The organism is Fictibacillus phosphorivorans (assembly GCF_007673525.1).
Taxonomy (GTDB): domain Bacteria; phylum Bacillota; class Bacilli; order Bacillales; family Fictibacillaceae; genus Fictibacillus; species Fictibacillus phosphorivorans_C.
In genome coordinates this window covers 1,611,183-1,627,062 of record NZ_VDZU01000001.1, presented here as the reverse complement: position 1 = coordinate 1,627,062, position 15,880 = coordinate 1,611,183, and the positions used below count along the sequence as shown (strand labels likewise).

Sequence of the window (15,880 nt, the reverse complement as noted above, 5' to 3'; positions counted from 1 at the left end):
ATCACCCCTTTGGTTCGAAGATTACTGCTACTAAAAATCCAAACAAAACAGCGGATGAGATTCCTGCAGATGTTAACTCAAAGATCCCCATAGCGATTCCGATAAAGCCATGTTCTTCAGCTGAAGCCATCGCTCCGTGTAGAAGGGAGTGACCAAAACTTGTGATCGGAACCGTAGCACCTGCACCTGCAAATTTGATCAAGTTATCATAGATACCAAAAGCATCAAGAAGTGCACCGATTACTACGAAGGAAGTCGTTACATGAGCCGGAGTCAACTTCATTACATCCATCATCAGCTGGCCGACAACACATATGGCTCCACCTACTACAAACGCCCAAAAAAATTCCATCTTATTGCCCTCCTTCCGCTCGCTCTAAAACCACGCCGTGAGCAACCGTTGGAATACTCTCTTTTTGCTGAACCATCACCGGATTCAATAATGCACCTGTAGCGACCATTAAGACTTTCTTCAGATTGCCTTTTCGAATCTCGTCTAAAATATATCCATACGTAACGACTGCAGAGCACGCACAGCCACTTCCACCTGCAAAAACTTGCTGCCCGCTTCGATAGATCATCAATCCACAATCTCGATGATTGTCTGACACATCATAACCTTGCTCTTTTAATAACATTTTAACGATCGGTGCACCAACGCCAGATAGATCACCTGTCGCGATTAGATCGTACTCATCTGGTTGAACATCCATCTCTTTAAAATGAGCCGCAATCGTGTCTGCAGCAGCAGGAGCCATCGCTGACCCCATGTCAAAAGGATCTTTGATTCCTAAGTCCACTACTTTTCCGACAGTTGCCGATGTGATCTTTATATCTGAGACCTCTTTGCTCACAAGTGCAGCACCAGCACCTGTTACGGTAAACGTAGCTGTATCTGGCTTCTGCCCGCCGTATTCAGTAGGATATCTAAACTGTCTTTCAGCTGTAGCATTGTGTGAGCTTACTGCAGCGACAATTCGATTCGCATACCCGCCATCCACTAAAGCTGCACCTAATGCTAGAGACTCCATTGATGTTGAACATGCTCCGAATACACCTAGGAACGGTATACCGTTTCCTCTAGCTGTGTAGTTTGACGAAACAATTTGGTTCAACAAGTCACCCGCCAACAAGAAGTTGATGTCTTCTGGCTTCATCTTTACTTTGTGCAAACATGCATTGATCGCATCTTCCATCAACTGACGTTCCGCAAGTTCCCAATTCTTTTGTCCGCAGTGAAGGTTGTTATACGTTTTATCAAAATAGCTGCCTAGAGGTCCTTCGCTTTCCATCGGTCCTACTGCAGTACCCGCAGCATTTAAGTAAATGTTGTTTGCAAATTTCCATGTTTGTCTTCCTAATAAGTTCATGCCTTCACTCCTTATGTCAAATGCTGAAAGATGTAACGGATCATACCGAAAACGTAGGCGGAAACCGCTCCAAATACAATAACAGCTCCAGCTAATTTGAAGAGATTTGTCGCGACCCCAAGTACTAGTCCTTCACTTTTATGTTCTAATGCCGCACTCGTAACGGCGTTAGCAAACCCTGTTACCGGAACGACAGAACCTGCTCCAGCAAATTGACCGATCTTATCGTATACTCCGAGTCCTGTTAATAATGCTGCGATTAAAATGAGCGTAGCAACAGTCGGATTTCCTGCTGTTTCTTCCGTAAAATTAAAGTAAGTCATATAAAACATTTGTATCGCTTGACCGATCGTGCAGATGATTCCACCTATTAAAAAAGCTTTTAAACAATTTAGAACATACGGTGGTTTTGGCTGTATCGATTTAATTTTTTCGGCATATGCCTGTTGTTCTTCTTTAGTTGCCATAAGTACAATCACATCCCTAATGATTAATGTAGTACATCCAATGAAACAAAGATCCTGAGATTTTCCCAAGTACAATTGCCATTAGTATAATGATGATCTTCTCGCCAAATCCTACTCTTTTGGCAAGAATCGGAAGTACGTTCAATACTTCAGTTAACGCTGCAGCTAACATCCCAATAAAGATCCCGGTAAACAGTCCGATCGGTATTAGAAAGAAAGCGGGAAACCCTACCGAACTGTTTCTTAAATTCATCCAACCTCCGATTACAGCACCTAATATGATGCTCAACTCATAACCTCTGATGTATCGATACGTTTTAGAGAGCTGCATCAGCCTAGGTACGATTCCAAGAACCGTTATAAGAGCGACAAGACCAGAACCTACTGTTATTCCACCACCAAAACCGATAAAGGCAACGAGCAATACTTTAATTCCCATTGATCTTCTTCTCAGTTTCTTTGTTCTCATGAACGATCACATACTGATCAAGGTCTTGCTGATAATTAAACATCTCAACTTCCAAAGGACTTGGTTCTTCATTAAGTCTTTTTCGGAAAAGATGGTTAAAGAAAAGAATCATGCCTAGACCAAGCCCAAACGAATATGGAATCTGGAGTAATAGAGGCTGCTCCTTATAATGCCCCGTGATCATGAAATAGATTTTTTGATGAACAAGCTGCATGCTTACATCTTCATGAAAATTCATGATTGCAAGAGCCGAGCCTGTAAAAAGCAGAAGCCACACCAAAACAAAATACACTGGAGCCAGCTTTCTTTGTTGCATCTGAATCTCCAGAATCGATTGTGCTGGACCGATGGTCTGGACGTCTAAACCTGGCTTTTTCTTTTGAATCGTCGCAATCACACGCATGACATCGATCACAATCAAATGCTTATCTTCAGGGGTTACTTCGTGGATAATATATCCTTTGATGGCTTCTTCTAATTCATCAGATGCTACAATCTGTGCAACTTCACCAATTGTGACTTTCTGATGCTGAATGACCTGTACACGTTGACGCATACGTAGGTATACTGTTTTATCCAATTTTCACTTCACCTCTTTCTAAGCGCATTTGTGTTTAGTATGCGATGATGGAATTCTTATCATGCTTCACATATAACAGCATCCAAAAACTACCACAAAAAAAACGTTCAGGGGCTCATTGATGTATTTGAAAGTGGTTGATTTCCGTTTCAGGTGCTCCCTTTCCGCGGGGCGACCGGTGAGCCACTTGCCGCTTTGCGCCTCTAAGTGTCTCACCTGACCGCTCGTCCCGCAGGAGTCTCGCACCTTACACTCCAATCAACTTAATCAATGATGTTTATAAGGTATCGCTAATGGCTGTAGGAACTTTTATTTGAAATTTTCAACTAATATGGAATAACTTGAACGAGGCCTCTTGATGTAACGCCTGAAAAAAAACTTTTTCTAAGCGTTTTTGCTTTTAGATGTTTTTTTCTACTTCATTGAAAGTTGATTGTAGAGGAAGATTGCCTGCTTGCCACATGAGGAGCTTCTCGTAAGGCATGCGACGAGGAAGTACACTTCGTGAGCATAAACTTGTAGACGCTGGAGCAGAGAGACAACCTTGAAGCGTGCAGGTGGAGACTCCTAACGGCGCAAAGCGCAGTCCGAAAAGTGGAAGTGACTCGTTCAGCCCCGACAAGCAAAAGGGAAATGGGCTTGGAAGGCGCACTTTGCTTTCTTGACCGTTTACCTTTTGACCTCGAGGGGCTAGTCACTGCAACTAGACAGGAGGCTCACCGTTCGCCCCATGGAAAGCGTGCAACCTGGGGAGGAGGTCAACTCTCTTACAAGTTCTTGAAAAAAGCAAAAAACCAGATAGGACGTTTAAGTCTCCATCTGGTTTTTCATAAACAATAATATTTTCTTTTCGAGCCTGGATACCTGTACTTGAGAAATGGCCAGCCGGTCGGCTACTTCGGATTGCGTTTGGTCTTTGAAATACCTTAAATAAACAATCAGCCGTTCTCTCTCATCAAGTTTATCCATAATATCTTTTAATGCGATCTTATCGAACCACTTGTTTTCCGAATGATCGGAAATTTGGTCGAGTAGCGTAATGGGATCACCATCATTCTCATAAACAGTTTCATGAATCGACTGTGGTGCTCGCACAGCATCCTGCGCCATAATAACATCTTCCACTGCGATCTCTAGAAATTCTGCCACTTCTGAAATGGTAGGTGTTCTCCCAAGCGATTTAGAAAGTTCATCTTTTGCTTTACGCACTTTGTTACCGGTCTCTTTTAATGATCTGCTGACTTTAACTGTTCCATCATCTCTGATGAAGCGTTGTATCTCACCGATGATCATAGGTACTGCATAGGTGGAGAACCTAACATCATACGAAAGATCAAATTTATCAACAGATTTTAATAGCCCGATAGAGCCGATTTGAAAGAGGTCATCTGCTTCATAACCTCTGTTTAAAAAGCGCTGAACCACAGACCAGACAAGCCGCATGTTCTTTTCAACAATCGTATCACGTGCTGACTGATCTCCATCCTGACTCTGTTTGATCAATAACTTAATCTCTTCATCCTTAAGAAACGGTTCACTTTTGCTGCCTTTCACCTCGACATCCATAGACATACTCCCTTAATTACACATAGCTTTATTTTTGGTTAAGTATTTTGTCAAATGAATCGTTGTTCCGTAAGACGGTTCTGAGATGACTTCTACACTATCCATAAAATTCTCCATGATCGTAAAACCCATGCCTGAGCGTTCTAACTCAGGCTTAGACGTATAAAGGGGCTGCCTTGCTTGATCAAGATCACGAATCCCTAATCCTTCGTCACGAATCGTGAGGTGAATCGTATCTTCTTCAATAGCGGCTTCAATATAAACCATGCCAGTTGCTTTGTTCTCGTACCCGTGAATGATCGCATTCGTTACCGCTTCAGAAACAACTGTTTTGATCTCTGTCAGTTCATCAACAGTCGGATCGATCTGTGCGATAAACGCAGCAACCGTCACACGCGCGAAAGATTCATTCTGACTTAACGCTGAAAACTGAATCTTCATCTCATTTCTCATTTTAAGCCACCCCCAAAGCCTGAAGGGCAAGCTCTTCATCTTCTTCAAGCTTGATAATCTTAAATAGCCCTGACATCTCAAAAAGACGTTTTACCGCTGGAGATATGGCACATACCACCATCTCACCATTCTGACTCTTGATCTGTTTATAACGCCCTAATATAACGCCTAACCCTGAACTATCCATGAAACTCAAACCTTCTAAATTTAAGACAATATGATTTACCGTATGCTTCCTCAAATATTCTTCAACTTGTGACCGAAGCATGTCTGCTGTATGGTGATCAAGTTCTCCGTCTAAGCGGATGCATAATACGGTGTGTTTAAGTTCCAAATTGACAGCTAATCCCACGCTATCCTCTCCTTCTTTTTTGGATAACGTGAATTTTCTATAAAAAAAGACGAATTCCTTCACTCTTGACAAAACTAGTGGGAATTCGCCTATAACTGTCAAGAAACCTTGTAAGTTATGAGGATTTTGACATTTGTCCTGCTGTTCGTTTAAATAGTTTCCACCAAGATGCTTTTTTCACCGTCTCTGATGCCAAAACTGGACTTTCAGTAATCAGCTTGTTCCCGTTATAAATTTTTAAAGAACCAATCTGCTGTCCCTTTTTAACAGGTAATTTTAAATCTTTATCCACGTTTACTTCTGTTTTCACTTTTTTCGCAGTCTCGCCTTTTTTCAATAAAAGAGAAATATGTTCAGAAGTAACTACAGGAAGCTTAGATTTTTCTGCTTTCTGAACTTTAACTTCTTTCACAATCTCATGCCTTGCATAGAGTTTTTTCGTTGAGAACTGAGTAAAAGCATAGTCAAGCATTGACGTGACCTGTGCGTTACGATCTTTAGGGGAAGGTGCTCCCATAACAACTGCGATTACTCTCATACCGTTCTTGTTTGCTGTAGCTGTTAAACAATATTTTGCTTCATTCGTAAAACCTGTTTTCAATCCATCTACACCAGGATAAAATTTTACAAGTCTGTTTGTATTAACAAGCCAAAACTTCTTTTCCGTTTCTTCTCTTAAATAATCTTCATAAAGTCCCGTGAACTTTGTAACTTCTTCATGTTTAAGAAGTTCTTTTCCCATGATTGCCATATCATGAGCAGATGTGTAATGACCTGCTGCAGGAAGCCCCGTAGGATTTTTAAAGAACGTATCGTTTAAACCGAGTTCTTTCGCTTTATCGTTCATACGATTCACGAAAGAATCAACAGACCCAGCGATATGTTCAGCCATAGCGACTGATGCATCGTTAGCGCTTCCAATCGCTATACCTTTTACCATGTCTTCTACACGCATCTCTTCACCAGGTTCAAGAAAGATTTGAGATCCACCCATGCTTGCCGCATATTCACTTACACGGATCTTATCGTTCCAGCTGATTTTTCCTTTATCGATAGCTTCCATGATCAATATCATCGTCATGATTTTTGTCATACTCGCTGGCGGCAGCTTCTCATGGCTATTCTTTTCGAACAGTACACTCCCACTATCTTGTTCCATTAAAATGGCTGAGTGGCTCTGTTCTGCAAGCTTTATTTTTTCTTTTGCTTTTTCTGCTGCATCAGCTTTTGGAATTGCAAACGAAGCCAGCAAACAAATACTTAGTAGACCTGAAATAACGCCTTTCATACAGTTCCCTCCATTCATATAGTTATATTTTTTCCATAATTTTTCACTTTATACCGGATCTTCCAACCATTTCAAAGTTCTTGAAGACAAAAAAATGACTCAAGAGTATGAACTCTTGAGTCACCTTACATATCCATTATTTTTTGATTTCTTTGTATACGAGTGGAGGAGCTTCTACAGCATCTTTTGAGATTGTATAAGCATCACGAATCTTCTTCTTCACATCTTCTACATTCTCAGTGTTGCTGTAGATCGTAACGAGTGAGTCACCTTTTGAAACGCGATCTCCAACTTTCTTGTTCAGCATCAAACCAACAGCAAGATCGATCTCTGATTCCTTAGTAGCGCGTCCAGCACCTAAAATCATAGCAGCAGTTCCAATCTCATCTGCAACAATTTCAGAAACATAGCCGTCTTCGTCTGCAGTCAACTCAAAAGTATGCGCAGCTTGTGGCATTCTTTCAGGATGATCTACTACGGATTCGTCTCCACCTTGAGCTTTTAAGAATACTTTTAACGTTTCAAGCGCTTTTCCAGAAGCGATTACTTCTTTTAACATCTCACGTGCTTGTTCTAATGAATCGGCTTTTTTCGCCAGATATACCATGTGAGAACCTAATGTTAAGCAAAGCTCTTCCAGGTCTTTTGGTCCCTTGCCACTAAGCGTATCGATCGCTTCTTTGATCTCTAAAGCATTTCCGATCGCAAGACCTAGAGGCTGGCTCATATCAGAGATAACTGCCATGGTATTACGTCCTACCGCATTTCCGATTTTCACCATCGCATTAGCAAGTTCTTCTGCTTCTTCTGGTGTTTTCATGAATGCTCCTGCACCTGTTTTTACGTCAAGCACGATTGCATCAGCACCAGCAGCAATCTTTTTACTCATGATCGAGCTCGCGATCAGTGGAATAGAGTTAACCGTTGCCGTTACGTCACGAAGGCCATACAACTTTTTATCAGCAGGTGTAAGGTTTCCACTTTGTCCGATAACAGCAAGTTTATTTTTATTTACAAGGTCAATGAATTCTTGGTTGTCGATCTCAACGTGGAATCCAGGAACAGCTTCCAATTTATCAATCGTTCCACCTGTATGGCCAAGTCCTCTTCCAGACATTTTCGCTACAGGTACATCAAGCGCAGCAACTAGAGGAGCTAGCACTAGAGTCGTTGTATCACCAACACCGCCTGTTGAGTGCTTGTCTACTTTAATCCCCTCGATTGCAGAAAGATCAATCTGATCACCTGACTCAACCATCGCCATTGTTAAATGAGCTCGTTCTTCAGTAGTCATATCTTTAAAATATACAGCCATGGCGAATGCAGACATTTGATAGTCTGGAATTTCACCGTTTGTATAGTTTTGAATAATAAAATCGATCTCAGCTTTTGTTAGTTCTTTTCCATCACGCTTTTTTTGAATCAAGTCAACCATTCTCATGTTAATAGCACCACTTTCTTATCACTTTACATATGAAGATATTTTTTAAAAAGTTAATTAAAATACTTTTTGAATCTATACTACTGAACTGTTAGATTTCCTTTACGATTCCTTTAACTAAAGAAAGGAAATTGGATTTTACCATCTCTGTTGTTTCCATTACTTCATCATGTGTTAACGGTTGATCTAAGATACCTGCAGCCATATTAGAAATACAAGAAATACCCAGAACTTTCATTCCAGCATGGCGAGCGATGATTACTTCCGGAACCGTAGACATGCCAACAGCATCTGCTCCCCATACACGAAGCATTCTTACTTCTGCAGGTGTTTCATATGAAGGGCCTGTATTTCCAGCGTAAACTCCTTCTTTTAATGAGATGTTTAAGTCTTTTGCTACACTGCGTGCAACATCTTGCAGAGATAACGTGTAAGCTTCACTCATATCTGGAAAACGAACGCCAAACGAATCATCATTTGCACCAATTAGCGGATTGTTGCCGAAGTTATTGATATGATCTGTGATCAGCATAAGGTCTCCAGCTTCAAAATCCTTGTTCACCCCGCCTGCAGCGTTCGTTACAACGATTGTTTCTACACCGATCAGTTTCATCACACGGACAGGAAACGTTACTTTTTCCATAGAGTATCCTTCGTAATAATGAAAACGGCCTTGCATCGCTACTACTTGTTTTCCAGCCAGTTCACCAATAACAAGCTGACCCGCGTGACCTTCTACAGTGGAAACAGGAAACTCGGGAATATCTGAGTATGGAATAATAACCGGGTTTTGAATTTCTTCAGCTAGAATTCCTAGACCAGAACCTAAGATCAAACCTATTTTTGGAGCAGAAGTAAGTTTTGATTGGATAAAATCAGCAGATGTTTGTAATTGCTTTGACATGTTCATTTCCCCCTTAACTTAACCTTAAAGTTGATTTAAAAAGCTTTGACCGATAGTAGGTTTTTTCACATCATAAATCTCAGCGATCGTTGCACCAATATCAGCGAACGTATTACCTACGCTAAGTTCTTTACCTTCTTTAATGCCTTTGTAATATACCATCAATGGCACATATTCACGTGTGTGATCTGTTCCATGATGAACAGGATCGTTTCCATGGTCTGCCGTGATGATAAGCAAATCATCTTCTCTTAGCTTTTCTAGGACTTCTGGTAATCGAGCATCAAATTCTTCTAATGCTTGTCCATAACCTTTAGGATCTCTTCTATGTCCGAACAATGCATCAAAATCGACCAAGTTCAAAAAGTTAAGACCTGTAAAGTCTTCATCCATAGATTTCACAAGCTTGTCCATTCCATCCATGTTCGATTTCGTGCGAATGGCTTTTGTCACACCTTCACCATCAAAGATATCAGAGATCTTACCTAGTGCGATGCTGTCGTAACCTGCGTCTTCTAACTCGTTCATTACCGTTCTTCCGAAAGGTTTTAAAGCGTAGTCATGACGGTTAGACGTTCTTTCAAATGCTCCTGGCTTACCTTTAAAAGGACGGGCTATAATTCTTCCCAGCATGTACTTGCCATCACGTGTCATTTCTCTTGCCGTTTCACAGATCTCATATAATTCTTCTAGAGGAACAACATCTTCATGAGCTGCAATCTGAAGTACTGAATCTGCAGACGTGTACACGATCAACTTACCAGTCTGTACATGTTCTTCTCCAAGTTCAGTAATAATTTCTGTACCTGAAGCTGCTTTGTTACCAAGAATTCCTCTGCCCCATTTTTCAGTAAGCATATCGATCAATTCATCAGGAAAGCCATCTGGAAACGTTTGAAAAGGTTCCTTAATATGAAGTCCCATGATCTCCCAGTGCCCCGTCATCGTATCTTTACCGTTTGAAAGTTCAGGTAGTTTCGCGTAATGACCGATTGGATTCGTTGCCTTTTCAACACCCTCCATCGTCGAATCAATATTTCCAAGTCCAAGCTTCTCCATATTTGGAACGTTGAGGCCATTCATCTCACGAGCAATATGGCCAAGCGTGTGAGCTCCTTTATCTCCAAATTTTTCTGCATCTGGCGCTTCACCGATTCCTACAGAATCCATTACGACTAAAAAAGTTCTCTTAAAACGTGATTGTTTCATCTTGTCCTCCTGAAATTCGTACATTCACTTATTTACTATTTCCTTTTAGCAGAAACAACAAACAAATCCTTCATGATGTCAGAAGTCTGACATCTTGTTTGAAAAAGAAAGCTCACGCCCTCGGATGGAAGGCGGAGTATACATCTTTTAATCGCGTTTTCGTTACATGCGTATATATTTGTGTGGTTGAAATATCAGCATGTCCCAACATCTCTTGCACTGCACGAAGATCCGCACCGTTTTCTAATAGATGGGTAGCGAACGAATGACGAAGTGTATGCGGCGTGAGTTCTTTTTCAATATGAGCTTTTCTTGCTAGTTGCTTTAATATCTTCCAAAATCCTTGTCGAGATAAGCGATTTCCGTGATGATTTAGAAAGAGTGCATCCGTTTTCTTGCTTTTTAACATGATTGAACGTCCATTTTGCAGATATCGTTCGATTGCTGTTTGGGCCATTTTTCCAAGAGGGATAATTCTTTCTTTATTCCCTTTACCTATACAGCGGATGAATCCCATATCTAGGTGTACATCTCCTATATTAAGCTGAACAAGTTCTGAAACTCGAATCCCTGTTGCATACAATAGCTCGAGCATACCCTTGTCTCTTTGAGAAAAAGGATCGTTTGCAGCAGGTGTGTCTAATAATGCCTCAACCTCTTCTGTGGATAATACTTTAGGAAGCTTTCGCTCTGTTTTAGGTGTTTCAATATGTACAGAAGGGTCTTGACTGGAGACTTTTTCTCTTAGAAGAAACTGGTGAAAAGACCGAATAGACGCAATGTTGCGCGCTAGCGTCGTGGAAGCCTTACCATTCTCTTTTAAAAATAAAAGATACCCCATTATATGATTACGGTCAATCTCATGGATAGTTTCAAGAGATTCGACTTTTTCGAGATATCGTACATATTGAGTTAAATCTCTCTTATAGGAGTCGATTGTGTTCTTTGAGAGGGCTCGTTCTACAATAATGTATTGAAGAAAATCCTGAACATGTTCGTTCACTCTACCCCTCCTTACTCACCCGTTTGATAAAAATAAAAAAGTCTTTTTACAGGGTTTGAGTCCTTATCAGAACTCAAGTTAAAGACTTTAACAGCTTTACCTTTTGGTTCGTCATATCTATGATAGTTTTCATATTCTGAATTAATCCAAAGCAAACCGAAATAAAACACGAGCGTGCAAATTGAAAAAGCAAAGAACACCTTTGTTGTATTCCAAACGATTTTCATCCAGGAAATCATCATGTCCACCCCTGTCCTCATATAGTACAGGTTATGCCCACATGTTCCCCGATTATACATAAAACTTAAATCTACAACTCATACGTTACCCGATTCTTCGGACTTTGTAAATATTCTTTGCCTAATATCTTCTAAATGAGTATAAATCCTTTTCAAGTATACCTACCAGATCGACATTATTGAGCAAAAAAACAAAAAGGAAGCGCTACTCTTCGCTTCCTTCACCTTCATTATTATCCTTAGGATGACATCTGTGACAGATTCCATGAAATGTCAGTCTGTGATCTTTAATTTTAAAATTCCAGCCTTCTTCAACTACTTTTTCCACATCGCCAAGAAGGTCTTCTTGTATTTCATCCACCGCTCCACATTCGATACAAACGAGATGATGATGAAAATGATCCGCACCCTCTGTTCTAAGATCGTAACGGGAAACCCCATCACCAAAGTTAATCTTATCTACTACTTTAAGCTCGGTTAAGAGTTCCAGAGTACGGTAAACGGTCGCCAAACCAATTTCTGGCGCCTTTTCTTTTACGAGCAGATAAACATCTTCCGCACTTAAGTGATCTTCTTCGTTTTCGAGGAGGACTCTAACGGTCGCCTCACGCTGTGGAGTCAGCTTATAGCTTTGTGAATGCAGCTGTTTTTTGATACGGTCGATTCTGCTTTCCATACCCTTTTCCTCCTTATGTACGCACAAGATAATTATAAGCATGGAGAAAAAAGTTGTCAATTTAAACTCATTTTAATTAACGATTTAAACTTATTATAAACAAAGAATCATTATTCAGAAACTAAATCGACCATTTTATAACTTGCTCCATTAAAGCTGGGGTAAAGAACGCTTCCATCGTTGAGGCAAGCAGAACCATTACACCGACACCTGCCACCAAAAATGTATATCTTAACAGCTGTGGCAAAAAAGGCATATGGTGCCTTTTAAATGCCAGCTGACGAATCATCTTAAATGAAAAAGCCACTGCTGCAACTGTTACAATGATGAAAGCTGGAATTAATAATACGTTCTGGGGCAGAACCGACACAAAAGATAATAAAAATCCATACCATCCCATTTGATTTACTAAGAATCCTACAGTAAAACCAATTACCACTCCTTTTAAGAACAACATAACTAAGATAACAGGCAGACCGATAACGGATAGTCCAAGAATCCACATCAGACCCATGTATTTTAGATAATGGCCAAAACTTTGAAAGAACATATCCGTTTTGCTCGTAAAGCCACCTTCCGCAGCTTGAACAAAAAAACGTGATAAGTACGTGTATAGATCTTGTTTTTGATTCAGACTCAACGAATTTACGATAATTGCTCCAAAAATGACACCCATTAAAAAGAGAACACCAACAAACGCATATAAGGTCTTATTCTCTTCTAGATGCCGCTGCATGTAATAGCGCGCACTCTCCATATGTAAGCCTCCTCCACCGAATCTCTTAATCCTATTCTATGAATCAGGGGAGAAGGTATGTCTTATTTTTTCGTTTTACTAGGATGGTTTACAATTACTTTTCCATAAGTTCCACCACCGCCCATTTGAACAGAGAGGTCTCCGTTTCTAGCAGATAGGATCTGTTCTGCTATAGCTGGTTTAACAATTTCTTTAAGTTGATTTTCTGTAGAAGAATGTATGATATCCATGTCCGTCCCAATCGCTTCACGAAGTTTAAATAAAGATTTTGGACCTAATCCTGGTATGAACTCGAGTGGTATTTGATGTTTATAAGGTGGTCTGGTGACTTTACTTTTACTTGTCTGTGTTCCTTGAAGTTCGTTGATCCGATCGTTAACTCCCTTTACGAACTTCTTACTTCCACATTTATCGCACTTCTCACTGTTCAGGAGATAAACTTCCAAACATGTTTCACAGACTGAATTATAATATTTTCCGAGATAAGGATTTAGGCCATAATTTGCAATAATCTCTCTACCGTTCTTTCCTTGAAGAGCCATTTTAAATTCTTTAAAAGTTGGTTCCTTTAAGGAGAGCATCTGATATTCACGTGCGATCTTTTCTAATGAATGTGCATCTGAATTTGTTAGGAAGGTGAAAGATGAAAGCTCTTCTAGTCGGGATGCCATCTCAGTATTCGAACTTAAACCTAACTCAACACCATCTATCAAAGTCGGATCTAGCACTTCGGATAGAGAAATGGCTACTCCTTTTCCGTATAAACTTTTGAATGGAGTAAAAATATGAGCAGGAATAAATAATCCTCCTGAATTTTTCACGAAGTGTTGTAGGTCAAGAGCACTGCCGTACATCCGCTGTGAACTTAAATGTATATTCTTCATTCGAGACGATAGCCAAAGACTTAAGTTCTCCATCGCAGCAAGGCTAGGCATGTATACAAGAACGTGGATCGGGCCTTTACAATTTTCGTCGTTAATTTCGATCTCGGCTCCAGGTATGAGTGTTAATCCATCAATCGATAAGCCGCCTTCTTCTAACTCTTTCAAGCAACCTTCTAGTTTAAGCTCTTTTAATTCTTGAATTACTTCAGGTGAATGACAATCGATGATTCCTACAACATCCATTCCTTTTACATGTTTGGCTACATGTAAGATATTGCGGAGTGTCAGGGATCTTGAACCTGTAATCTTAATCGCTTTTCCTGTTTGAGATGCTCCGATGTGAATATGCATATCTGCAAAGAACGGTAGAAGATTATTTCTTAAGTGCACGAGTTAACTCCATATACATAACACTGTAAGCTGTTTTTGCATCATGAATCTTTTCTTCTCTCATTAATTCTTTCGCTTCATCTATGCTTAATTCTAGGACGTTTAAGAATTCATCTTCATCTGTCATCTGATCACCTTGTTTTTTAAGAGTGTTCGTATAGTAGAGATGGATCAGTTCATCTGCAAACCCTGGAGAAGTGTAGAAAGAACCGATAGACTCCATAGATTCGCAAGCAAAACCTGTTTCTTCTAACAATTCACGCTTGGCACATTCTAATGGATCTTCTCCTTTTTCAAGCTTACCTGCTGGAATTTCGATAATTGTCTTTTCGAGTGGTTTACGGAACTGCTCTACCATTAACATCTTACCTTCATCTGTTACTGCTAGTACGGCAACTGCTCCAGGGTGTTTAACAACCTCTCGTTTTCCTATCTTCTTATTCGGCAGTTCAACTTCTTCTATATATAGATCAATAACTTTACCGCTGTATATCTGTTCTTTGCTTATCGTTTTTTCGTATAGGTTTTCCATTTTCCACACTCCAATGGTCTATTTAACTTCTTCTCTACATAAAGTCTATCATACTTTGGAATACTGCATTTAATAGGACATTGAAGGAGGCATAACAGATGAAGATCTATCTTCAACCTAAAGGAATCACGCTTGTGGGTAAGGCATGGCAGATCAAATATATGCTTCAAAATTATATGAAGCAGCATGAACTTGTCCAAGACTGGATCGACGCCACTTCTCCCAAAAAATAAACTTTAAAGTTACTGACCGATGCGAAACATTCTTCGCATCGTTTTTTTGTGCGGACTTTTTTCTTTTTTCAGGTCAATATGATAGGTTTAGAAAAGATACAAATTGAATGAAATTGAGGTGAAAAGGATGAAAAAAAGAAGATTAGGTTCTTCTGATCTTTATGTGAGTGAACTGAGTTTAGGATGTATGTCACTTGCTCCTGAGCTTGGCAACGAGAACGAGAGAATCGTGAAGACAGCGCTCGATCATGGTATTAATTATTTTGACACAGCAGATCTATATGGCTTCGGGTGGAATGAAGAGTTTATTGGGAAAACACTAAAAGACGTTAGACATGATATCATTCTTGCGACAAAAGGTGGGAACGATTGGAGCCAGCCAGGAGATGGATGGCAATGGAATCCTTCTAAAACTTATATTAAATCTGCCTTAAAAGAAAGCCTAAAGCGTCTACAAACCGATTATATTGATCTCTACCAGCTTCACGGAGGAACGATCGATGATCCACTTGATGAAACGATCGAAGCTTTTGATGAACTCGTGTCTGAAGGATATATCCGTTATTATGGTATTTCTTCAATACGGCCTAACACCATTAAATATTTTGCAGAGCACTCGAATATTCAAAGTATCATGATGCAATACAGTTTATTGGATAGACGTCCTGAAGAACTGTTTCCTTATCTCGATACAAAGGATATAAGCGTTATCGCAAGAGGTCCTGTTGCAAAAGGATGGTTGAGTGAAAAAGCATTTCAAAAGAGTGCTGATGGCAAGTTTCTTCATTACACCGGCCCAGACATCCAAAAAAGGATCGATATGTCTAAAGATGTATTAGGTGATAAGAACATCACACATGCAGCTCTGCAATATGTGTTGAGTCAAAAGCCGGTGGCAACTGCAGCTGCTGGTGCAAGTTCTGTTGAACAACTTTTAGAAAATATTAAAACCTTTGAATCTACCCCTTTAAGTAAAGCAGAGTTAGAGTCTTTGCGCTCCCTTTTTCCAGCTGAAATCTACGAAACACACCGAGCATGATTCAATTGAAAAAGTCCCGCTGAAGCGA

At 40.1% G+C, this 15,880-nt stretch carries 20 protein-coding genes; 2 read left to right on the top strand and 18 right to left on the bottom strand.

The genetic code is table 11. From position 1 onward, the window contains the following. Position 1: 1 nt before the first annotated feature. From spoVAE to FS458_RS07835, 18 genes are all read right to left on the bottom strand, one after another. Complete coding sequence (gene spoVAE, locus FS458_RS07920; RefSeq protein ID WP_144699279.1) at positions 2–352, bottom strand: stage V sporulation protein AE; 351 nt, start codon at positions 350–352, stop codon at positions 2–4. Position 353: 1 nt separating this feature from the next. Further along, positions 354–1,370: a stage V sporulation protein AD gene (gene spoVAD, locus FS458_RS07915; RefSeq protein ID WP_144699277.1), complete on the bottom strand. Its 1,017-nt coding sequence runs from the start codon at positions 1,368–1,370 to the stop codon at positions 354–356. Between the two features lie 11 nt (positions 1,371–1,381). Further along, entirely contained in the window at positions 1,382–1,837 is a 456-nt protein-coding gene (gene spoVAC, locus FS458_RS07910; protein WP_144699275.1) for a stage V sporulation protein AC, read from the bottom strand. 16 nt (positions 1,838–1,853) lie between these two features. Continuing rightward, positions 1,854–2,276 carry a stage V sporulation protein AB gene (locus FS458_RS07905; RefSeq protein ID WP_144699273.1) on the bottom strand — a complete coding sequence of 141 codons (423 nt, stop codon included), beginning with the start codon at positions 2,274–2,276 and terminating at the stop codon, positions 1,854–1,856. Then, positions 2,266–2,886: a stage V sporulation protein AA gene (locus FS458_RS07900; protein ID WP_144699271.1), complete on the bottom strand. Its 621-nt coding sequence runs from the start codon at positions 2,884–2,886 to the stop codon at positions 2,266–2,268. Before FS458_RS07900 ends, FS458_RS07905 begins: the two co-directional genes overlap by 11 nt. Positions 2,887–3,693: 807 nt before the next feature. Continuing rightward, positions 3,694–4,452: an RNA polymerase sporulation sigma factor SigF gene (sigF, locus tag FS458_RS07895; RefSeq protein WP_144699269.1), complete on the bottom strand. Its 759-nt coding sequence runs from the start codon at positions 4,450–4,452 to the stop codon at positions 3,694–3,696. A gap of 12 nt (positions 4,453–4,464) precedes the next feature. Then, positions 4,465–4,905 carry an anti-sigma F factor gene (gene spoIIAB, locus FS458_RS07890; protein ID WP_066395840.1) on the bottom strand — a complete coding sequence of 147 codons (441 nt, stop codon included), beginning with the start codon at positions 4,903–4,905 and terminating at the stop codon, positions 4,465–4,467. Between the two features lies 1 nt (position 4,906). Next, a complete protein-coding gene (spoIIAA, locus tag FS458_RS07885; RefSeq protein ID WP_066395843.1) occupies positions 4,907–5,257 on the bottom strand; it encodes an anti-sigma F factor antagonist in 351 nt (116 codons plus the stop codon). Positions 5,258–5,372: 115 nt separating this feature from the next. Further along, on the bottom strand, positions 5,373–6,545 hold the full coding sequence (locus FS458_RS07880; protein ID WP_144699267.1) for a D-alanyl-D-alanine carboxypeptidase family protein: 1,173 nt from the start codon (positions 6,543–6,545) through the stop codon (positions 5,373–5,375). Between the two features lie 136 nt (positions 6,546–6,681). After that, positions 6,682–7,986: a pyrimidine-nucleoside phosphorylase gene (locus FS458_RS07875; protein ID WP_144699265.1), complete on the bottom strand. Its 1,305-nt coding sequence runs from the start codon at positions 7,984–7,986 to the stop codon at positions 6,682–6,684. Positions 7,987–8,077: 91 nt separating this feature from the next. Beyond that, complete coding sequence (locus FS458_RS07870; protein ID WP_144699263.1) at positions 8,078–8,890, bottom strand: purine-nucleoside phosphorylase; 813 nt, start codon at positions 8,888–8,890, stop codon at positions 8,078–8,080. A gap of 24 nt (positions 8,891–8,914) precedes the next feature. Then, entirely contained in the window at positions 8,915–10,099 is a 1,185-nt protein-coding gene (gene deoB, locus FS458_RS07865; RefSeq protein WP_144699261.1) for a phosphopentomutase, read from the bottom strand. A 112-nt stretch (positions 10,100–10,211) separates the two neighbouring features. Further along, positions 10,212–11,102 (bottom strand): site-specific tyrosine recombinase XerD, encoded by an 891-nt coding sequence (xerD, locus tag FS458_RS07860; RefSeq protein WP_144699259.1) that lies wholly within the window; start codon positions 11,100–11,102, stop codon positions 10,212–10,214. A gap of 11 nt (positions 11,103–11,113) precedes the next feature. Then, on the bottom strand, positions 11,114–11,344 hold the full coding sequence (locus FS458_RS07855) for a YqzK family protein (protein WP_313957519.1): 231 nt from the start codon (positions 11,342–11,344) through the stop codon (positions 11,114–11,116). 202 nt (positions 11,345–11,546) lie between these two features. After that, on the bottom strand, positions 11,547–12,017 hold the full coding sequence (locus tag FS458_RS07850) for a Fur family transcriptional regulator (protein ID WP_144699257.1): 471 nt from the start codon (positions 12,015–12,017) through the stop codon (positions 11,547–11,549). 121 nt (positions 12,018–12,138) lie between these two features. Then, complete coding sequence (gene spoIIM / locus FS458_RS07845; RefSeq protein ID WP_144699255.1) at positions 12,139–12,774, bottom strand: stage II sporulation protein M; 636 nt, start codon at positions 12,772–12,774, stop codon at positions 12,139–12,141. 62 nt (positions 12,775–12,836) lie between these two features. After that, positions 12,837–14,009 carry an endonuclease Q family protein gene (locus FS458_RS07840; RefSeq protein ID WP_144703411.1) on the bottom strand — a complete coding sequence of 391 codons (1,173 nt, stop codon included), beginning with the start codon at positions 14,007–14,009 and terminating at the stop codon, positions 12,837–12,839. A 22-nt stretch (positions 14,010–14,031) separates the two neighbouring features. After that, positions 14,032–14,580, bottom strand: a complete 549-nt coding sequence (locus tag FS458_RS07835) for an NUDIX hydrolase (RefSeq protein ID WP_144699253.1) — start codon at positions 14,578–14,580, stop codon at positions 14,032–14,034. 98 nt (positions 14,581–14,678) lie between these two features. Here FS458_RS07835 and mciZ point away from each other — a divergent pair, with 98 nt between their 5' ends. Beyond that, a complete protein-coding gene (mciZ, locus tag FS458_RS07830) occupies positions 14,679–14,813 on the top strand; it encodes a Z-ring formation inhibitor MciZ (RefSeq protein WP_144699251.1) in 135 nt (44 codons plus the stop codon). Positions 14,814–14,940: 127 nt separating this feature from the next. Continuing rightward, entirely contained in the window at positions 14,941–15,852 is a 912-nt protein-coding gene (locus FS458_RS07825) for an aldo/keto reductase (protein ID WP_144699249.1), read from the top strand. Positions 15,853–15,880 lie beyond the last annotated feature (28 nt).